Source organism: Flagellimonas marina (assembly GCF_042651185.1).
Lineage (GTDB): Bacteria > Bacteroidota > Bacteroidia > Flavobacteriales > Flavobacteriaceae > Flagellimonas > Flagellimonas marina.
Window position 1 is genome coordinate 470,994 of sequence record NZ_JBHSCL010000004.1, and the last position, 20,506, is coordinate 491,499.

At 40.4% G+C, this 20,506-nt stretch carries 21 protein-coding genes; 6 read left to right on the plus strand and 15 right to left on the minus strand.

Annotated features, from left to right (window positions below):
• Positions 1-11: 11 nt before the first annotated feature.
• Genes ACFOWS_RS05645 through ACFOWS_RS05655 form a run of 3 tightly spaced genes read right to left on the minus strand, consistent with a single transcriptional unit; the run spans position 12 to position 3,518 of the window.
• Positions 12-1,748, minus strand: coding sequence for a T9SS type B sorting domain-containing protein (locus ACFOWS_RS05645; RefSeq protein WP_379762977.1), 1,737 nt, complete (start codon positions 1,746-1,748; stop codon positions 12-14).
• Between the two features lie 27 nt (positions 1,749-1,775).
• Positions 1,776-2,609, minus strand: coding sequence for an ABC transporter permease (locus ACFOWS_RS05650; protein WP_379762979.1), 834 nt, complete (start codon positions 2,607-2,609; stop codon positions 1,776-1,778).
• A 12-nt stretch (positions 2,610-2,621) separates the two neighbouring features.
• Positions 2,622-3,518, minus strand: coding sequence for an ABC transporter ATP-binding protein (locus ACFOWS_RS05655; RefSeq protein WP_379762980.1), 897 nt, complete (start codon positions 3,516-3,518; stop codon positions 2,622-2,624).
• A gap of 244 nt (positions 3,519-3,762) precedes the next feature.
• On the opposite strand from ACFOWS_RS05655, the gene ACFOWS_RS05660 reads away from it, so the two are divergent.
• Positions 3,763-4,839 (plus strand): hypothetical protein, encoded by a 1,077-nt coding sequence (locus ACFOWS_RS05660; RefSeq protein ID WP_366587749.1) that lies wholly within the window; start codon positions 3,763-3,765, stop codon positions 4,837-4,839.
• 96 nt (positions 4,840-4,935) lie between these two features.
• Here ACFOWS_RS05660 and ACFOWS_RS05665 read toward each other — a convergent pair whose 3' ends face one another.
• The 6 genes from ACFOWS_RS05665 to ACFOWS_RS05690 form a co-directional block, all read right to left on the minus strand.
• Entirely contained in the window at positions 4,936-5,994 is a 1,059-nt protein-coding gene (locus tag ACFOWS_RS05665) for a nucleoid-associated protein (protein ID WP_379762981.1), read from the minus strand.
• 78 nt (positions 5,995-6,072) lie between these two features.
• A complete protein-coding gene (locus ACFOWS_RS05670; RefSeq protein ID WP_366587753.1) occupies positions 6,073-6,570 on the minus strand; it encodes an IS1096 element passenger TnpR family protein in 498 nt (165 codons plus the stop codon).
• A 43-nt stretch (positions 6,571-6,613) separates the two neighbouring features.
• Positions 6,614-7,627, minus strand: a complete 1,014-nt coding sequence (locus tag ACFOWS_RS05675) for a COX15/CtaA family protein (RefSeq protein ID WP_379762982.1) — start codon at positions 7,625-7,627, stop codon at positions 6,614-6,616.
• Positions 7,624-9,054 carry a CCA tRNA nucleotidyltransferase gene (locus ACFOWS_RS05680; protein WP_379762984.1) on the minus strand — a complete coding sequence of 477 codons (1,431 nt, stop codon included), beginning with the start codon at positions 9,052-9,054 and terminating at the stop codon, positions 7,624-7,626. The genes ACFOWS_RS05675 and ACFOWS_RS05680 overlap by 4 nt, the downstream gene beginning before the upstream one ends.
• Positions 9,055-9,615, minus strand: a complete 561-nt coding sequence (locus tag ACFOWS_RS05685; RefSeq protein ID WP_379762985.1) for an L-threonylcarbamoyladenylate synthase — start codon at positions 9,613-9,615, stop codon at positions 9,055-9,057.
• Between the two features lie 3 nt (positions 9,616-9,618).
• Positions 9,619-10,434: a zinc-binding alcohol dehydrogenase gene (locus ACFOWS_RS05690; protein WP_379762986.1), complete on the minus strand. Its 816-nt coding sequence runs from the start codon at positions 10,432-10,434 to the stop codon at positions 9,619-9,621.
• Between the two features lie 66 nt (positions 10,435-10,500).
• On the opposite strand from ACFOWS_RS05690, the gene ACFOWS_RS05695 reads away from it, so the two are divergent.
• A complete protein-coding gene (locus tag ACFOWS_RS05695) occupies positions 10,501-11,334 on the plus strand; it encodes a glycosyltransferase family 2 protein (protein ID WP_379762987.1) in 834 nt (277 codons plus the stop codon).
• Here ACFOWS_RS05695 and ACFOWS_RS05700 read toward each other — a convergent pair.
• Both ACFOWS_RS05700 and ACFOWS_RS05705 read right to left on the minus strand, forming a co-directional pair.
• Positions 11,316-12,119, minus strand: coding sequence for a glycosyltransferase family 2 protein (locus tag ACFOWS_RS05700; protein ID WP_379762988.1), 804 nt, complete (start codon positions 12,117-12,119; stop codon positions 11,316-11,318). The two genes, ACFOWS_RS05695 and ACFOWS_RS05700, sit on opposite strands and share 19 nt — an antisense overlap.
• Before the next feature lie 268 nt (positions 12,120-12,387).
• Complete coding sequence (locus tag ACFOWS_RS05705) at positions 12,388-13,203, minus strand: 2,3,4,5-tetrahydropyridine-2,6-dicarboxylate N-succinyltransferase (RefSeq protein WP_379762989.1); 816 nt, start codon at positions 13,201-13,203, stop codon at positions 12,388-12,390.
• A gap of 100 nt (positions 13,204-13,303) precedes the next feature.
• Between ACFOWS_RS05705 and ruvX the strand changes: the two genes are divergently transcribed.
• Genes ruvX through ACFOWS_RS05720 form a run of 3 tightly spaced genes read left to right on the plus strand, consistent with a single transcriptional unit; the run spans position 13,304 to position 14,806 of the window.
• Complete coding sequence (ruvX, locus tag ACFOWS_RS05710; RefSeq protein ID WP_379762990.1) at positions 13,304-13,714, plus strand: Holliday junction resolvase RuvX; 411 nt, start codon at positions 13,304-13,306, stop codon at positions 13,712-13,714.
• A 3-nt stretch (positions 13,715-13,717) separates the two neighbouring features.
• Positions 13,718-14,308: a peptide deformylase gene (def, locus tag ACFOWS_RS05715; RefSeq protein ID WP_379762991.1), complete on the plus strand. Its 591-nt coding sequence runs from the start codon at positions 13,718-13,720 to the stop codon at positions 14,306-14,308.
• Between the two features lie 54 nt (positions 14,309-14,362).
• Entirely contained in the window at positions 14,363-14,806 is a 444-nt protein-coding gene (locus tag ACFOWS_RS05720) for a DUF5606 family protein (protein WP_379762993.1), read from the plus strand.
• Here the strand turns inward: ACFOWS_RS05720 and ACFOWS_RS05725 are convergent, their stop codons facing one another.
• The 3 genes from ACFOWS_RS05725 to ACFOWS_RS05735 are packed head-to-tail and all read right to left on the minus strand — an operon-like array spanning position 14,807 to position 17,942.
• Complete coding sequence (locus tag ACFOWS_RS05725; protein WP_379762994.1) at positions 14,807-16,381, minus strand: family 20 glycosylhydrolase; 1,575 nt, start codon at positions 16,379-16,381, stop codon at positions 14,807-14,809.
• Between the two features lie 15 nt (positions 16,382-16,396).
• Positions 16,397-17,041: a GDSL-type esterase/lipase family protein gene (locus ACFOWS_RS05730; protein ID WP_379762995.1), complete on the minus strand. Its 645-nt coding sequence runs from the start codon at positions 17,039-17,041 to the stop codon at positions 16,397-16,399.
• 25 nt (positions 17,042-17,066) lie between these two features.
• A complete protein-coding gene (locus ACFOWS_RS05735; RefSeq protein ID WP_379762996.1) occupies positions 17,067-17,942 on the minus strand; it encodes an alpha/beta hydrolase in 876 nt (291 codons plus the stop codon).
• Between the two features lie 162 nt (positions 17,943-18,104).
• On the opposite strand from ACFOWS_RS05735, the gene mazG reads away from it, so the two are divergent.
• Positions 18,105-18,878, plus strand: coding sequence for a nucleoside triphosphate pyrophosphohydrolase (mazG, locus tag ACFOWS_RS05740; RefSeq protein ID WP_379762998.1), 774 nt, complete (start codon positions 18,105-18,107; stop codon positions 18,876-18,878).
• Between the two features lie 87 nt (positions 18,879-18,965).
• Here mazG and ACFOWS_RS05745 read toward each other — a convergent pair whose 3' ends face one another.
• Positions 18,966-20,237 carry an AbiH family protein gene (locus tag ACFOWS_RS05745; protein WP_379762999.1) on the minus strand — a complete coding sequence of 424 codons (1,272 nt, stop codon included), beginning with the start codon at positions 20,235-20,237 and terminating at the stop codon, positions 18,966-18,968.
• Positions 20,238-20,506 lie beyond the last annotated feature (269 nt).

Consider the following 20,506-nt stretch of genomic DNA (forward strand, 5'->3'; position numbering starts at 1 on the left):
AGGGGAAAAGATTATCGCTTTAGCGAAAAATGACCTTTGATTTCCCGGTTTGATTCATCCACAGCATGAAACCAATAATCCCCTGCAGGAAGAGGTCGTCCTTGGAAATTGCCATCCCAGCCTTGTGAATTTTGGGATATTTCCTTTAGGAAATGGCCATACCGATTAAATATTCGAATGCTTTGCAGCACTACAAATTCTCCATTGGGTGGCTGTATGAATTGCCAAAAATCATTGATGTTGTCCCCATTTGGAGTGAAAAATTTAGGAAAACCTTCCAACGTCAAATCCTGTACAAATCTTTCTTCCACAATGCCACAACCACTTTTATCCCGAACGTAAAAGGTGTGGGTGCCAGGCTCCAGATTGCTAAAGGTGTTGTTGTCAGAATACGGTCCATCCCGATTGTCCACAGCATATTCATATTCTCCATCGCCCGAAACTTCTACGGTAATTTGCAATTGGTCAATACCGTTGCCAGCTACTCTTAATCGCGTGATGACGGGAGCTTCGGACGAAACAACGGTAAACTCTTGTGTTGATGGGCATTCGATGATGTTCCCCGATTGGGATACCAGATTGTAGGCTTCATAGCGATACCTTCCGTTCTCTTGAATGGAGACTTCTTGCGTTTGGGAAATAACTGTTTCATTATCGAATTGGTCAATTTGGTACCATCGATAGCCATCGGCACTATCATCAGAAGTGATAATCAAGGGGGATTCGTTTTCACAAAAGGACAGCGTTTCGGGAAAATCAATTCCGGGATTTAAGGTCACAAACTCCCCTGAAGCCAAATCTAAATAGGGGCCACAACCCAATAGTGTGGAAAAACTTTCTTGAGTGCACACCTGTGCGGGACCTGCATCATTGAAGGGAACTATGGTGATGAAAAATGTCTGGTTAGGGACAAAATTAAGTACGGGCGTGGAATTGGTAAAAAAGGTGGCATTGTTCAATATATCTGAACTGTTGGGTGTTGATCCAATGGTAATTCGATACCCTGTTGCCCCAGAAACCGCATTCCATTCCAACACTGGGGACAAAGGCACATTGATTTCACCATTTTGCGGATAGATCATATTGGTGCAACTGGGTAAAGGCGAGACTTCACTCGTTGTAAAGCTTTCCGATGCACAGCCTAAAGCCACACCAATATTGTTATATGGGGTTATGGTAACGTGGATGGTCTGTTCTGATGGAAGGTCTCCCGGTGGGTTGAAGCTGAGATTGTTCCCAACATCGAAATTGTTAACAATGTCTGTTCCGCCTGACATTGTACCCAAACTTACAAAATAGCCTATTGCGCCATAGGTATATTCCCAAGAAATTGTTGAAGCTGGATTTACATCAATTGCCATGTCCGTTGGAAAGGTCATTTGGGTGCACGCGGGTGCACTTGTCAATGTCTCAGTGATAAAGCTTTGACTGTTACAGACAATATCGGATTGATTAAAAAAAAATAATGTTATTGTAACAAAAATCTCAGTATTTTCAGGTAGCCCTTTAGGAGGTTGATAGGTAGCTAGATTACTCACATTTTGATTTGAAAGTATGTCATCTCCCCCGGGGTATGTGCCTAAATCAATAATATAGGCAGGCACTCCATCCACGGCTTCCCATGAAATTGCGGTATCGACGGCTACATTAGTGGCGCCATTGGTGGGAGCCAATAAATCTGGACATTGTTGTGCTTTTCCCCAAAAGGAGATGGAGATTACAACAAAAAGGAGCAATTTTTTTAACACTTGGGATGATTAAATCCCTTCAATATACTACAAATCGCGCTTTTTCAATAATGCGTAGGACAAGTAGATAAAAACTGCCGTCCAAAAGATGACGATCAAAAACTCGTACCAGTAGGTGTGGTAGTCAAAACGCATATTTTCCCCAATTTGGTCTCCAATATTCTGTACAGCGGAAAGTCGGGTAAAAGGTTCTTTAATCAAATTCATCATGGATTCCAATGGGAAGAAGTCCTTCACTCTTTTTGCGGCAGGCCAGCTCATTACTTTCCACCCCAACAATCCAAAGACAACTTGTTCCAAAATGGTCCAAAGAATTAGAAACCCTAGGGCAAAAGCGGACCTCTTTACAAAAATTCCCAAAAAGAGACAGAAAGAGAAGAAACCTACCAATTTCACAAAAAAGGCCAGTAAAAACTCAAGGTCTGAAAAGATGATGGACAGTTCATTGTAATCTGAATATACCAAGCCTAAAATCATGGAGACCACAAAGACAAAAACAGTGGAAACCAATGCAAACGAAATGACGGTCAGTACCTTGGATAGTATAAATTCTTTCTTGGACAATCCATCAATCAAGTTTTGTTTAATGGTCTTGTTGCTATATTCGTTGGACATCATGGAAACGATGACAATGGCCAAAAACAATTTAAAAATTGCGGTGACAAAGGTGTTGAAATGCCAGATGTACGGAAAATTAAAAATACCTTGATCGGCCAAGTGGAACTGTACTGGTCCAATATCGAACTTGATTGCCGCAATTAGTGCAATTGAGGTGAGCAGTACAAAATAAGAGGTGATTAAAATCTTACTGGCCCTGTTGTTCCAAAGTTTTATGAATTCTATTTGAAGTAGACGTACCATTCGCTTTTTTGATTAGTTGTTTTTGGTCAGAGTTAAAAATTGTTCTTCCAGACTTTCTTTTCGTTTGACCAGATGGGAGAGGACAATGCCTTTTTCAAACAATAGTTTGTTCAGTTCTTCGGCATCCATCTCTTCTTTTAAATAGGCGGTGATTGTTCCGTTGAAGCTTTCTATTTTTCCGAAACTGGCGCTTTTTTCCAAAAGGGCCTTTAGTTGGTCCATATCCGCTGTGCGAAGTTCAAAAAAACCATGACTGGCCATCATACTATCCACTGGGCCTGAATATAATTTTTCACCTTTCCGAAGGATGACAACATGGGAACATACTTTTTCAACCTCGTCCAATAAATGGGATGCTAAAAGTATAGTGGTGCCCTGATTCGCAATTTTTTTGATGATTTCCCGAATCTGGTGGATGCCCTGGGGATCTAACCCGTTGGTAGGTTCATCAAGAATTAGGATTTCTGGGTCGTTGAGTAGGGCAGAGGCAATGGCCAAACGTTGCTTCATTCCAAGAGAATAGGTCTTGAACTTACTATTTCTTCGGTCCCACAACCCGACCAGTTCCAATTTTTCCTGAATACGCGTCTCTGGAACTTCCTTGATCTTACAGACCAGCTTCAGGTTTTGAATGGCCGTCATGTACGGGTAGAAATTAGGGCGCTCTATAATGGCCCCAACTTTTTTCAGAGCTTCGTGGGTGGATGTATTGCCATCAAACCAGCTAAAATCCCCAGAAGTGCGGTTGACAACATTTAAAATAATGCCCAAAGTAGTTGATTTACCACTCCCATTTGGCCCCAGAATGCCATAAACATTTCCCTTTTCAATGGTAAATGAAAGGTCTTTTACGGCAGTGAGGTATCCAAACTTTTTGGTAAGATGGTTTACGGTCAGTATAGTTTCCAAGATGGAATCGTTTTTTGATTTGTTTATAGTAACTTGACGAGGTATTATGGAATTTGTTACAATAAAGCAAAAATATTGACTGAAGAAGTTAAATGTGGAAATTTTAAAGTCAGAAGTCAGAAGTCAGAAGTCAGAAGTCAGAAGTCAGAAGTCAGAAGTCAGAAGTCAGAAGTCAGAAGTCCTTCTGGTGTCCAGTTTCCATTATCTAGCGTCTTATGTCCAATATCTTGAATCTTGAAGAAAAATGACTGAGGAAAAATTGATGTCCAAGAAAAAACCGGCCTATCCGGTCCAAAAAAAATTGGATGCGTACTTGGAGCGATACAACCGAAAAATAGAGATTCCTATTTTTTACGAGGACTTGCTACGTTTTGCCGGGTCGGTGGTTGTTTATGACAATGATGGGGAGGATACGCTTTGGGTGAGGGTGTATTATTCGGACTCTGACCGAAAGGAAATCGACATGAGCTTGAAACAGGTCTATTCCATTTTGCATTCTGATGGAAGTAATCGTATTGTGGAATATCTTAACGTAGATGCCGTTGATTTTTGCACGTTTGGGAACTCCCAACCCTTCCGCATTAAGGTGAGGAACATTTTGAATGACAATTACACCTATTTCTATGTAAAAAAAACCGATGCCTCCCGTATTTATGGTTTAGAGTTGGAGCACATGCTGTCTCCCTATAATCTTAACTTTTTGGTCTATAAGGACACGCTAATTGAAGAACACATTGCTGGAATCCCTGGGGATATGTTCATCAAGGATGTTTTGCCAAAGTGTTCAGAGTCCGAAAAGGCACAATTGGCCAAGGAGTTTGTAAAGTTCAACGAGCGTTGCATGATTCGTTTGTTGGGGGATATGCGCTCGTACAACTACGTGATTGTTCCGGTCCATGATTTTGACCACGTTGTATACCGCATCAGGGCCATAGACTTTGACCAGCAATGCTATGAGGGCAAGTTCAAGGTATATTTGCCGCAGTTCTTCAAGGAAAATATTAAAATGGTGGAGTTGGTCACCAATAAGCTTCAGGAATATTCGGTGGATCAATATAAGATTGAAGAGCGTTCCATTGTGGCAAAGCGAATCATCAGTTCGGGAAATCGAATAAAACGCTTGATTAATAGCGTTAAGGTTGATGAAATATCGGTCCACGAAAATGTAGAGCGCCTGAAAACGGAACTACAGGAATTCACCCACGATATGGAATTCAAAAAATGCGAGAACATGGGCCAAGTGTTGGCCACGGCCCTCGATTTTGTGAAACGAAATTACGAGGATGTAAGTATGAAGCAGATAATTGAAAAGAAGTTTTAATCAATGTTCAATTATCAATGTGTAATGAACAATGACATTTCTTAGTGATCAAAGTTGTCGACTAGTACAATTGTGTATTGTCCATTGATAATTGAGCTAGCTCTTCTGTTCCTTGTTGAAATACACTAAATAGTAATACATCTGCCGTTCCTCGTCCCAACCCTTTTCCACAAATTTTTGAGCAGAATCGGGGTTGATGAAATCCAATTTTATTTGGATGTTGGTATCAAGGTTGATGACATTCTTGATTTTCTTCCGAGCATCGGAAACCGCTTTATTGGCAATGTCAAAGTTGGAAACGTCCTCAATGCTATATTTTGGCCCTTTTTCAACTTTGTAGTGTTTAAACTCGGGAATCAATTCTGGGTTTTCCATGACCTCATTTAAAAAAGAGGTTTCTTCAAAATTGTCATTTTTGGCAAAGTGGTTAACCGCCCGGTTCATAAAGAGTACTTCTTGTTGCTTGTCCTCAGCTGGGAGCACCACGTCCTTGGCAAAATTTTGACAGAACTTCAGATAGTTTTTGGTATAAAAGTTCTCATCGGTTAATGGAATCAACCCTAAAAAATTCTCTAACCAATACTTGGCATCGTAGCGATTGCTGTCCACCGACAACACTTTGTAGCCCTCCTCTTTTTGAGTATTGAAAACGATGCAACCTTTATCCAATTTATTGATGTTGATCCCTTGTCGAATCAAAATCTCCAAATTTTGTTCTTTTTCCTTGAATTGAAGAAAATCGTGTTTCAACTCGCTCTTAAAAATCCCAACGGCATCCAATTTTTGGTTATCCATGACCATATCCGAAAAATGCACTACGTACACCTCTCCGCTTTTAATGTGCGGGTGGTTGGATTGTTCAAATAGGTGGGTGGTTATTTTTTTGGAAATCTCATGTGTCTTTGAGTTGTCTAAAAAAATCTCCGAAACGGCATTGTAGATTTCATTGAACTCCAAATCCACATCATTGTAAAACTTATAATAGTTCTCTTCTTTCTCTCGGAAAGGCTTAAAAAAATATTCCTTTAGCAATCCGGCCATTTCATCATTTAATGTAAAAGGCTCCGCGGATATAAATGCTGCTTCGTTCTTGCTCTTGTTGCCTGCACGGTGAAGTGAAATCCGTTCTATTTGGGCGTTGTATAAATTCAGCATAAGGGTAAAGGGTTTAGGGTAAAAGGTGAATGGTTTTCGGTAATGGATAAAAGGTAAATGGTTATGGGTAAAGGGTTTTTAATTCCAGTTTTCGTCAAAATCCATGTCGTCATAACTGTCTAGATAATCATCATCAAATTCGGTAGACGGCTTGGATTCGAAGTTTTTCTCCGGCGGAGAATCAGGCAATTCACCAAAGCTGAACAGCACATTGGGATAGGGTCGCCCATCCTCTTTTTCAACAATATCGGCCAATTCCACAAAAAAGGTCCACATGCTGAAAAAATCATACACATATATCATTTTGGGATTGTCCTCGGTCAATACATCATCCAAAATGGTTTCGTTCATCAATCGGATATCAGAACCATTGTCGCTCATATCAAACAACGCAATTTCTTCATCTTGGTTCCATTCTTCGTCGCACGTATAGAAGGACGCCATCTCAGAACCTTCAAAGCCAAAGGCTTGGGTTATGGCATTATGAAATTCTTCCAAGGTACTGTTATCCTCAATTTCAACATCCCTAAAGATATCTTCCTCAGCATCAAGAATAATCCTGATTTTGTAAATCATCCATCAAATTTTAGAGTGGGCACAAATTTACGACAATTCAATCTTATTTGGAGAATCGATGAAGGGTAAACGTCATAGCAGCCAACAAGAAAAATGCCCCTATTTGATGGGCTACACCCAACCATAGTGGAACGGCGTAAATTATGGTCAATACACCCAATACAAATTGGAGAAATACCAAAAAAACCAAGGATTGCAATCCTTTTTCCTGTAGGGGAGTCCGCTGAATTTTTCGTGATCGTACCCAAATTAGAGCGATGAAACCTACGACGATATAGGCCATATACCTATGAACGAACTGTACACCACTTTTTCCCTCAAAAAAGTTCTTGATGACGGGCTGTTGCTCAATATACACCGTTTCGTGAATCAATTTTCCCTCGCTCATCAGTGGCCAGTGGTTATGGATAAAGCCAGCATCCAGCCCAGCGACAAAAGCACCCCAGATAATTTGGAGCAGCAGAAGCGCATAGGTGATGCGAATCAAGTTTCGAATAGGCTTCTTAATTTCTTTTTGGGTTGGATAGATAAGGTCTAGCGCAACCCAAAGACTATATGCAAACGTGATAAATGCAGTGGTTAAATGTGCCGCCAACCGAAAGTGGGATACATCTGGGCGGTCTACCAGTCCACTTTTTACCATGTACCAGCCCAAAAAACCTTGAAATCCGCCTAAAAAAAGCAGCGCCAAACATTTTTTGATGGTAGGCCTGTCCAATTTTTTGGTAAAAAGAAAGTAGAGGAAGGGCAGGATAAAGACAATTCCAATAAATCGTCCGATGACCCGGTGTAACCATTCCCAGAAATAAATCTCTTTAAAATCCTCTAAGTCAAAATGGGAATTTAGTTTTTGATATTCGGGATATTGCTTGTAGAGTTCAAAAGCTTCCTCCCAAGCTTGTTCGTTCATGGGGGGCAAGGTGCCCTGAATCAGTTTGTAATCTGAAATAGAAAGTCCCGAATGCGTGAGTCGCGTGATTCCACCTACCAAAACCATAATGAAAATAAGCACACAGCCGGTCAATAACCAGTACACCACATATTTGTTCTTTTTCATTCTGAATGGACTTTTAGATTCAGTTGTTTGCCTTTTTCCAACATAAATTGATAGGCGGCTTCATATTCATTGGGGATTTCACCTTCCAGAATAGCTTCCTTGATGGCATCTTTTATGATTCCGATTTCCTTGGAAGGCTGAAGATTGAACGTCTGCATGATTTCCTCACCAGAAACCGGGGGTTGAAAATTTCGGATATGGTCACGTTCTTCAACCTCTACTATTTTTTGACGTACCAACTGAAAGTTATTCTTGTATTTTCGCTGTTTCCTTGGATTTTTGGTAGTGATGTCGGCCTCGCATAAGGTCATAAGGTCATCGACATAATCCCCGGCATCAAAGACCAATCGCCGTACCGCGGAATCGGTGACATGTTCTTCGGCCAAAATGATGGGTCGGGAACTCATCAACACCATTTTCTGAACGAACTTCATCTTGTCATTCAGTGGCATCCGCATGCGTTTAAAAAGTTTGTATACCATTTTTGATCCCACGAACTCATGTCCATGAAAGGTCCAACCGATTTTTTTATGGAATTTTTTTGTTGGTGCCTTGCCGATATCGTGTAACAACGCCGCCCAACGCAGCCAAAGGTTGTCCGTGGTTTCCGAAATATTGTCGACTACTTCCAGCGTATGCCAAAAATTGTCTTTATGGCGTTGTCCTTCTACCTCTTCAATGCCTTGTAGTGCAGTCAATTCGGGAAGAATAAGGGGCAACAACCCGGTTTGGTGCATTAACTTAAAACCTATAGAGGGTTTGGAACTCATCAAAATTTTATGGAGTTCATCCACGATACGCTCCTTGGAAATGATTTTGATGCGGTTTTTGTTTTCAGTAATGGCTTGGAGCGACTTCAGCTCAATGGTAAAATGCAGTTGCGTAGCAAAACGGATGGCTCGCATCATACGCAGCGGGTCATCGGAATAGGTGATGCCGGGCTCTAAAGGCGTGCGTATTATTTTCTTGTCCAAATCATCCAAACCACCGAAAGGGTCCAAAAGTTGTCCGAAATTGGCACTGTTCAAAGACAAAGCCATGGCATTGATGGTAAAATCCCGCCGGTTTTGGTCGTCTTCCAGCGTACCGTCCTCCACAACAGGTTTTCGGCTATCACGATGGTAGCTTTCCTTTCGAGCACCCACAAATTCAAGTTCCAGACCTTGGTGTTTGATCATGGCGGTACCAAAATTCTTGAAAATGGCAACTTCTGGTTTGCCTTTTAGTTTGGAAGCTACTTTTTTGGCCAATTGAATACCGCTGCCTACAGCTACCACATCAATATCTTTCGGGGTTCCTCTTTTTAAGAAATAGTCGCGAACAAATCCACCAATCACATAGACATCTACCCCCAATTCATCGGCGGTTTGGCCAATGAGCTGAAAAATAGGGTCTTGAATGGCATTTTTGTGGAACTCCTCCGTCATTTATTCCCGAATTACCTTCACCTGTCCGTCATTACTCAATTTAATGATGGAAGATGGGGAAGGGTCTTGTTTTTCATCCTGCAAATTTACCACATAGTCCACTCCTTTTAAAATTTCGGGACTGATATCCTTGAACCTTTTTGGGGTCGGTTCTCCTGAAATGTTCGCTGATGTGGATACAATGGGTTTTCCAAATTTATTGATGAGGTATTGACAGAATTTGTCCGATGCCACCCGAATGGCCAGCGTATTGTCTTCAGCAATTAGATTTTGGGCCACGTCCTTAGGTGCATCAAAAACAATGGTGGTGGGTTTGGTGGCTAAATCCATGATGTCGTAAGCCATTTCGGGCACTTCTTTTACGTGGCGCTCCAGCATGGCTTGGTGCGCTACCAAACAGATGAGTGCCTTGGTATCTTCCCGTTTTTTAAGGGCATACACTTTTTTAACTGCCTCTGGGTTGGTGGCATCACAGCCAATACCCCAAACCGTATCGGTAGGGTAGAGGATTAGGTTTCCGGCCTTTAATTCTTTAATGCAATGGTTGATTTCTTCGGTCAAGGGCTAAAATTTAAGTTTAAAATAATCGGTAAGGGCCTGCCACTGGGTTCTATTTTTGTCTCCTTCAATATTGGATTTTTTCAAGGAGACCTTTTGCGATCCCCAAATAGGAATTGGTTCTTTTGTGTGGTATTTGGATTTTATAGATAGCGTTCCTTTCAATAAACCCATAGCTTTAAACCATAGGTCGTCTGCTTTTGGAGTTAATTTTAGAAAAAGTTCTTGGTCCAAAACTCTATTATCCAACACATTTGGTGGGTAAAGGGTTCCTCCAGCGCCTATGGGAAGCACGGTGTGGGGGTTGGGACATGAATTGGTTCCAGAGCTCCAGTTTTTGTAGGGAAGCAATTTATTTTTAGCATCATAGCTGATACATCGGGTTTGATTTCCGATGATACAATTAGGGGTGTCTAAATGGGCCCTGTACAAATTTGACAGCCAATTTTTGCGATATATCATATCGTCGTCACAGGTAATGATTACCATGTTGGGGAATATTTGAAGAGGCTCCACCAGTTTTCTGTGTGAACTGGAATAGCTGGTAAACTTGATGGAAAACCGATCTCCTGTCAATTCGGAGAGTTTTTTGGGAATACGTTTCTCCAAATCCTGATGGAGCCATAGGATTATTTTTTCGGGCAGCACAGTTTGGTCGAGGACGCTCCGTATGGTAATATGAACAATTCCTAGCCGAGATGGGATGGAGGCCAAAGAGACGATAACAGGGATGACTTCTTTGCCGCTCTCCAGTTTTTTTTGTGATTGCCAAGTAAGTCGCGCTTGATTGAATAGTGAAACCGGAATTTCTTTGACCTTCATTATAGAATTTTGGATAAGCTAAAATAAGGATATGCGATAACATTTAATATTTCTATTTTTGCCAAGATGAACCAGAACGAACGGGAAACACCCAAGATATCTGTAATTATTAGTACCTACAATGCCGAGGAATGGTTGAAGAAGGTGCTATGGGGATTTAATTGTCAGATATTCAGGGATTTTGAGGTTGTAGTCGCAGATGACGGGTCTGGACCCAAGACCAAGGAGCTGTTGGAGAAAATGTCCAAAGAGGTGTTTTACCCTATAGTTCACGTATGGCAGGAGGATGACGGTTTTCAAAAATCAAGAATTCTCAATAAGGCTGTGGAAGCCTGCAATGCGGAGTACATTATCATGACCGATGGGGATTGTATTCCCCGGGAGGATTTTGTGGAGGTACACTATATCAATAAGGAACAGGGCTACTTTATTTCTGGCGGGTACTACATGCTCCCTATGAATATTTCCAAATTGATCACTTTGGAAGATATTGAAAAGCAGAATTGCTTTAACATCCATTGGCTCAAGGAAAAAGGGGTTCCAAAGACCTTTAAGAACAACAAACTTACCGCCAGCGGGTTTATATCCAAGTTATTAAACACATTTACCCCTACCAATGCGAGTTGGAACGGTCATAATTCCTCAGGTTGGAAAAAGGACATTTTAAATGTAAACGGTTTTGATGAGCGGATGCAGTATGGCGGTCAGGATCGGGAGTTGGGTGAACGTTTGTTCAATTTTGGAATTAAATCGAAACAATTGCGCTACAGTGCTGTCTGTGTGCATTTAGACCATAAAAGAGGATACAAAACCCCAGAATCCATTGCAAAAAATCAGGCTATCAGAAAGGAGACTAGGTCTGGTAAAGTGGTCTGGACCCACTATGGCATTACCAAATAATAAGCAAGCTCATTTTTCTTTTCCAAGCGCTTCAGCTCTCTGTATCGTTCCAAAACGCCCAACGCATTCAAATAACAAATGGTAACTCCTTTTTTGCCATCTAAAATGCCAAGTCTTAAAATATAGTGGTTGAAAAATTTCCACAAAGGCTTTATCAACATCAATACGTAATTAAAATGCTTTTCCTTGTAGAAATCTTCTTTGGCCTTGAGTTGGCCATATCGGAGCATTTTACCCTTATAATCCTCGTAGTTTTTATAGCAATAATGGGTAAGCTTTTCTTTAAGAATGCAAGATTTACCGTCCACTTCCAAAGTTTCATGAACAATCTTCCTATCTGTAAATTGGGCTTTACTTTTCCTAAAAAGTCGGTGGTTCTTATCTGTTTGCCAACCACTAAAATTCAAGGTGCTATTTTTGAACATGAATTTGCGGTAGAACCAATAGGCTTCGCAGGCATTTGGATTGTTGATGGTCTCCACAATTTCCATTTGCAGCGCTTTGCTCACCACCTCATCAGCATCCAAAAATAGAATCCAATCGTTTGAAGCTTGCTTTAACGTGAAGGACTTTTGGGCCGTAAAATTCTCAAAAGGATTTTGAATCACTTTTACCTTGGGATGATTCATTAAATACTCATAAGTGCCATCCTTACTGTAGGAGTCAACAACGATGATCTCATCTGCAAATGAAACAGAATCTATACATTTTTCAATGTAACCCATTTCATTGTAGGTGATAATGAGTGCTGATATTTTTTGCTTTGGGGTGCTCAATCCAGCCATAATTTATTGGGTACGCGGTTTGGTTTTACAAAACTATAACAAAAAAACAGGGCAAAAATTGTTTAGCCGCTTATTTTTCTTACAACAATCAAAAATGTCAAATCCCTACTTTTTTCATGTTAAAATTGAAAAAATAAAGGACGTTGTTCCACTGAATAGAGTAGTATGACTAAGATTGGTTGCTTTTTTTGATGAAAAAAATCGACCAAAAACCAGTAAATGCGAATGGATTTTAAAAAGACTATTGGTAAACTTCTAAACAATAGGCTTATACGGCAACATCATGTTCCCTTAAAGCATTGTTTAAAGAGGTTTTCTTGTCCGTACTTTCCTTGCGTTTTCCAATGATCAAGGCACAGGGCACTTGATATTTCCCTGCGGCGAACTTTTTGGTATAGCTTCCAGGAATGACCACAGACCTGGCCGGAACTCTACCTTTTAATTCTACCGGCTTATCTCCGGTGACATCAATGATTTTGGTAGAGGCCGTCAAGACCACGTTGGCACCCAAAACGGCTTCTTTCTCCACCCGTACACCTTCAACCACAATACAACGTGAACCAATGAAAGCATTATCTTCAATAATGACTGGTGCAGCTTGCAAGGGCTCTAGAACACCACCTATACCAACACCTCCGCTCAAGTGGACATTTTTGCCAATTTGGGCACAACTACCTACGGTAGCCCAGGTGTCCACCATGGAACCCTCGTCTACATAAGCGCCAATATTCACATAGCTGGGCATAAGAATGGTTCCTTTGGAAATATAGGCACCATGCCGGGCAACGGCATGTGGAACTACACGAACCCCTTTCTCTTGATATCCTTTTTTCAACGGAATTTTATCGTGATACTCAAAAATGCCAGCTTCCAATACTTCCATTTTCTGTATGGGGAAATACAGCACCACGCCCTTTTTCACCCACTCATTGATTTGCCATCCATCTGCAGTGGGTTCTGCGCAACGCAATTCGCCCCTATCAATTAAATCAATTACTTCTCTTATGGCTGTTTGCGTCTTTTCTTCTTTTAACAATTCCCTGTTGTCCCAGGCTTTTTCAATAAGTCCCCGTAAATCTGTCATTTTTCTTAAAATTTGGACAAAGATAGTCCCCTTGTCAGAATAATGGGGCTTATTTTAAGGGCATAACATTTTTAAGGTTATTTTTGCCAAAAATTTTGGTTTGGCTAGAATCTTGGCGTTGGATTATGGAAAGGTAAGAACTGGAATTGCAGTAACTGATGAACTGCAATTGATTGCTTCTGGATTGACCACGGTTGAAACCAAGAACTTGATTCCCTTTCTTGTAGATTATTTTGAAAAGGAATCCGTGGAACGAATTGTGGTGGGATTACCCAAACAAATGGACAATACACCCTCGGAATCCGAAGCATTGATTCAACCTTTTTTAAAAAAACTGGCAGGGAGGTTTCCCAAAATACCTGTGGAGCGCCAAGACGAAAGGTTCACTTCCAAAATGGCATTCCAGTCCATGTTAGACGGTGGAGTGAAAAAGAAAAAACGCCGAGATAAAAGCTTGGTAGATGAAATAAGTGCCACGCTCATTTTGCAGGCATATCTTAACAGAATGTAGTTTATGATTTTACCCATTATTGCATACGGGGACCCCGTTTTACGAAAAATGGCAAAGGATATTACTTCAGAATATCCAAAATTGGACGAATTGATCACCAATATGTGGGAGACCATGTACAATGCCCATGGAGTGGGATTGGCCGCTCCCCAAGTGGGATTACCCATTCGTTTGTTTTTGGTGGACACCACCCCTTTTTCGGATGATGAGGAGTTGAGCAAGGAAGACCAGGAAGCGTTAAAGGGTTTTAAAAAGGTTTTCATCAATGCTAAAATTGAAGAGGAAGTAGGAACCGCATGGGATTTTAACGAAGGTTGTTTGAGTATTCCAGATATTCGTGAGGATGTGAAAAGAAAACCAGAGATTACCATTACTTACTTGGATGAAAACTTTGAACCCCATACCGAAACCTATGATGGCTTATTGGCAAGGGTCATTCAACATGAATATGACCACATTCAAGGTGTTTTGTTCACGGATAAACTTTCTTCTTTAAAAAAACGCTTACTGAAGAGCAGGCTGGAGAAAATTTCAAAAGGGAAAATCGCAGTGGACTACAAAATGCGGTTCCCCAATATCAAAAAAGGACGTTAAAAAAATTGGCGTTTCCGAGAATACTATATTTTTGCGCCCATAAAATTATTTTGAATGGCATTGGACAAAATTTTATCAATTGGCGGTAAGCCCGGACTTTACAAATTATTGACCCAGACAAGAAGTGGTTTTGTTGGGGAATCCCTTTTGGATGGAAAACGAGTTACCGTTGGGATGAGAAGTAATGTCAGTGTCCTTTCCGAAATAGCCATCTACACCTTGGAGGAAGAAGTGCCCCTTCGTGAAGTTTTCCAAAAGATAAAGGAAAAAGAGGACGGCAAAAAAACCAGCATCAGCCACAAGGCCGAAAAAATTGAATTGGAGGAATATTTCTTCGAAATTCTGCCCAACTATGATGAAGACCGTGTGTATGGCAGCGATATTAAGAAAATCATCCAATGGTACAACATCCTCATCGATAACAATATTTCAGACTTTGTTACAGAAGAGGATACTGAGGAAGAAACTACTTCCGTGGCCTCTGCAGAAGAAGAATAATTATTCTTCCTTCCAGTCTACCAAAGGACTTGGATAATAGTTTATTTCCATTTGATTTAAGTACGGAACCTGTTGGGCCAAGCGCTGCTTGTAATCGTCCCAATTGCAATGCTCAGCTGGGGACCAACCCAATTCTGCAATTCCGATGACGCGTGGAAAGGCCAGATATTCCAATTCCGAGCTATTGCTGATGGTCTCTGACCACAAAGGAGCCTCAACGCCTAAGATGCTTTCCCGCGGTAACCCTTCCACATAAGTTTCGGGATTCCAATTATAGGCCACATCAACTGGAATAAACCCTGCCCATGTGAGTCCATATTCAGAAATGGAATCGTATTTCATATCCACATAAGTCCGCTCGGATGGGGAAAGAATCACTTTCAATCCATTTTCAGCGGCTTTTATGGCACTATGCGATTCGTTCCAAAGTTGTGCCACAGAAGATGGATCCAATTTGGCTTGGGCAATCTCGTTCCATCCAATCATTTTTTTACCATGCTTTTGGACAAGCTCTTCCACTTTTTCTACGAAATAGATGTAATCGCTCTTTTTGGTGGCATGGGTTTCGTCTCCACCTGCATGAAAGTAAGGACCAGGTGTAATGGCTGTGATTTCACCAATAACATCATCCAAAAAGCTATAGACAGTGTCCTTTCTCGCGTCAAAAGTGCTAAAGCCAACCCGAGTTCCCGTGTAAGGTTTTAGTGGTTTCCCATTTCCATTGAGAAACGGATAGCTCAGGGAAGCGGCATTGGTATGGCCGGGCATATCAATTTCAGGAATCAGGGTCATGTGCCTATCTGCAGCATATTGGACTAATTCCTTATACTCATCTTGGGTATAAAATCCGCCTTCACCACCGCCAACTTCGGTTTTGGCACCAACCTCAGTGAGCTTGGGCCACGACTTTATCTCAATACGCCATCCTTGGTCGTCAGATAAGTGCAAATGAATACTGTTGTACTTATAATAGGCCAGAATATCGATGTACTTTTTCACCTCCTCAACAGTAAAAAAATGACGAGCTACATCCAGCATAGCACCACGATATTCAAATTTTGGAGCATCCACAATTTTACCGGTTGGAATCAACCAAAGTGGGTGGTCCGTAAGCGTATCATTACTTTTTTCCGGGATAAGCTGTCGCAACGTTTGGATGCCACGGAACGCTCCGGCAGCGGTTTTGGCATTGACAAAAATGGAATCTTTTTTAATGTACAATTGATAGGACTCTGGAGTTTCCAAATCCGTACTATCCAATTGATTGATATAGATCAACCGCTCCAATTTTTCGGAATCCGAAGCATTTACTGCAAGGTCCAACCCTAGTTTCCCTTTTATTTTTTCCGAAAGAAATTGTCCCACTTTCTCAAACGCAGGGTCCTGTGTTGTGGTGTAAATGACGGTATTGGAATCCAATCCGAAGGCACTGTGGGTGGCCACGGTTTTTACGGGTTTTGGAATCAGCGGAACCGTTGCTAGGTCCGTTTTGGGGAATAGGATTTCTTTTTTTTCGGGTTGGCAAGCCGCTATGCAAACAATAACGGAAAGGAGCAGTAAGGTTCTTGTGATCACAGTTTTCTTGATTAGTTAATTGACATGGTTTTTCAATACCTCGTACCAGATATCGTAGCCTTTGGTATTCATATGTAGGCCATCTTCAATGAAAATGTCCTGTTTTACTTTTCGTTTGTCGAGCATGGGGTACCACACATCAATAAAATCAACCCCATCGGTTTTTTTTGCAAGTCGACTCAGTTTTCGGTTTAACCGTCTGTACTTTCCTCTCAATTTCCATCTAGAAATGCTGGGTTTGGGGGAAATCAGCACAATCTCCATTCCCTGTTTTTTTTGTTGAAGAACACTCAATATGCGCTCCGAGGTATCCACAATGGTCCTGAGCCTGACTTTGGCACTGACATCATTGTCCCCTTCATAAATAAAGACTTTGACTGGGTTGTAGTTGAGGATTAATTCATCCAAATACAATTCCAGGTCCGAGAATTGGGAACCACCGAATCCAGTATTTAATATCTGTTGGTCAGGAAACCTTTCCTGTAGATCTTTCCACATTCGAATACTGGAACTGCCTGTGAACACCAATGTGGGCTTTGAAGCATCCCAAACGGAATCGTTCTTTTTTTGGATCTCCAAGACCTCGTCGTCAAAACGATTGGGAGCTTGGGTAATTCCGAAATAAGGTAGAAATAAGAGGAGTATGAGTAATTTTTTCATGCCGACGTGTTTTTTGTGATAGGGATTAATAGTCACTGACCAAATCTTGTGTTTTGCTCCAGTCATAAAAACGCTCTATCCACGAATCGGACGGTAACCCTTGTTTTCGCATTCCAAACCCATGTCCGCCCTTGCTGTACATGTGCAGGGCCACCGTTTTTCCAGCTTCAAGCCATGAAGAATACAGGGCTATGGTTCCCGGTGCCAATCCCAAAGGATCATCCGAAGCACAGACCAAGAACATGGGTGGGGCATCTTCCTTGGGTTTTTCCAAAGGAACCACACTGGACCAATAGTACACAGGCACCAAAAAATTGGGTTTACTTTCCTCGGTATAGTTGTAGCCCACACCAACCGTTACAGCTCCGCCTGCTGAGAAACCCATAAATCCTATTTTATTCGGATTGATTCCATAGGTATCTGCATTTTCGCGAACGTGTTTTACGGCGTTGAGTCCATCTTTTATGGAATAGGGAAGCACCGTGGTAACCCGTTCCATAAATTTTTCGGGTTCTTTGGAAGCATCGTTCTCGATTTCTGCCACTGCATCTTGTCCAGTGGGTACCAACCGATATTTCAATACAAAAGCGGTGATGCCTTTTTCATTCAACCATTTGGCCACGTCATTACCCTCACTGTTGATGCTTAGGGCAAACAATCCACCCCCAGGCGCTACAATTACTGAAGTCCCGGTATTGATTTCATCTTTGGGTCGAAAAACCTGCATGGTGGGTTCCGATACATTGGTGACGACTTGGGTATTCCAGATGTTTGAAAAGTATTCGTTTTCTGCGGTTTCCCAAGTTACGGGGGGTGTTTCACTGTTGGGCAGTTTTATAATTTCCTGTGCATTCAAGAAAAGCCCACAACATACTAATGTTAAGAATGAAAGTGTTTTCATGTTATTGGTGTTTCTTCAAATGTACAATTTTCACCACCGCACTATTGTTAATGCCGCTACCCTTACTTTGTTATTTTCTATGATTCACAGTCTTTATAACTATGGATAAAAAATCAGCCTCTGCTATTTACGGTCTTTGTACTTTTAAATAAAATTTTATAGATGAACGCTAGATCTGAGCAGCTGAAGGCAGTGGAACGACTTCTAAACATCATGGACGAATTGCGGGAACAATGCCCCTGGGATAAAAAGCAGACCATGCAAACACTTCGCCATTTGACCATTGAAGAAACCTATGAACTTGGTGATGCCATTCTGGACAATGATTTGGAGGAAGTAAAAAAGGAATTGGGTGATTTGCTTTTACATATCGTTTTTTACGCCAAGATTGGCTCGGAAACCCAAGATTTTGATATTGCGGATGTTGCCAACGGAATCTGCGAGAAATTGATCAACCGACACCCCCATATTTACGGCGATGTAAAGGTTCAGGACGAAAATGAAGTCAAACAAAATTGGGAGAACATCAAGCTCAAAGAAGGGAAAAAAAGTGTTTTGGAAGGGGTTCCCAACAGCTTGCCCGCTTTGGTCAAGGCCAACCGAATCCAAGAAAAAGTGGCAGGAGTTGGATTCGATTGGGAACATCCTGAGCAGGTCTTTGAAAAATTAAAGGAAGAGTTGGGGGAACTGCAGGTTGAGGTGGAGTCCAACAACGCTGATAAAATTGAATCCGAGTTTGGCGATGTGCTCTTTTCCATGGTGAACTACGCCCGGTTTTTGGACATAAACCCCGAAAATGCCTTGGAACGCACCAACAAAAAGTTCATCAAACGCTTTCAATATTTGGAGGGGAAAGCCAAGGAATCTGGCAAAACCCTAAAAGAAATGACCTTGGCCGAAATGGATGTTTTTTGGGAAGAGGCGAAAATGCGATGATGTAAAGCGTATAGATCTTTATACAAAAGGGTAGAAAATCGGGTGAAATTTTGGTATTGCACTTATAGCCATTGTTGCCAGCTGGCTTTATTTTAATGGTTCACAATAGTTTTTATTTACAACTCTATCTCTCATTTTTGCTTTATCATTAAAGTTTCTTGAGATGTTCCGAACTATATCACTATAGTTGTCATCTTTTTCGTTTTTTTGATGGTAAAACACTTTGATAGAAGCACAATTATCGTGTTCGAACATTGTATTTAATAATGTTCTGTCAGAAACACCACAAGAATGACCAAATATGAATATTTGATAATTACCACTATTTATGTACTCGAGTAGTTTTTTATAATTATCTGTTTCAAGATAATTTATAGACTTTATATTTTCTAGATATTCATTATTGTTCAATTTCTCAATTCGTTTGTAATCATCATCTAATTCGTCTCCAAATCCGAATATTATCGGATTGTTGTCTCGTTCCTCAACTGTTCCGTGAATTCTTATTGATTTGACAGAAGAATATTTTCTATCGTTAAATTGGTCAAACTCTCTTGAATTGCTGTAGATTTTATCTGTAAAAGTATAATTAAAATTCAAAAATAAAATTTGGTCAGGTATTAGGTCGAAGTAGTTTATAGCAGAATCTGATTGTAGTAATTTTTTAATTTCGGATAATGGATTCTTTGTGTCGATTCTCTGGATTAACCTCTTTTTTGTTTCATTTAGTTCATCCATCGTAATTTGGTCATTCGCAAGTGCCTCAATATCCTTTTTAATTAAATTGTATTCCAATTCAGCTTTTTGATTTAACGAAGTTTCTGAAAAATCTTTTAATTTGAAAGGATGATAAATTTTATGACCTATTATGTTCTTAGTTCTCAAATAATCTGTCCCAAGTGATTTATCAAATTCATTTTCTATAAATTTCAAATATTCACCAAGTTTTGTTTTGATTTTTTCAAAGTCATTATTTAGTTCTTTTACATCATAATCATTTCTAGGAAACCTAGCCTTATCAAATGATTTAATTAATAAAGAATAGTATTCGTTCTCAACGTCAACCCATTTATCAATAAACGCTTTTTCTGTTATTATTTTAAGAAATTTATTTTTATAATCAATGTTAGTCTTAAAATTTTGTAGAGATTCCATAAGTGACTTATAATTATTTTCACTTAAAAATCCTCCAGGTGAACGTTGAATTTTAAATTCCTCATTTTCAAATGGTCTATTGTGGTAAACATTTTTAATTGCGGAAGTAGTATTTTTCCAATAATCATCAATAAAATGCTGATAACTAGTTTGCATTCCGTGAGCTAAATCAAATCCATTTCCTATTAAAATTATTCTATTCATTTAAATTCTAAGTGCTTTTTTTCAGCTTGTTGCCAACGTGATAAGATATGATTCGTTTTTAATACTTCGACTGCGCTCAGTACAAAGTGAATTATATCGACCGATACGTGAAGTTAGGATTTTTAAACCAAAAAATCCAGATGGTATTGGTGAATACACCTGCCTGATTAACCCATAGAAAAAGCTTTTTAGGTGACCATATCTTGTTTTTTATAAAGTTAACCCGTTCAGAAAGAAATCAAAAAAACACATTTTAAATCTTGCCAATC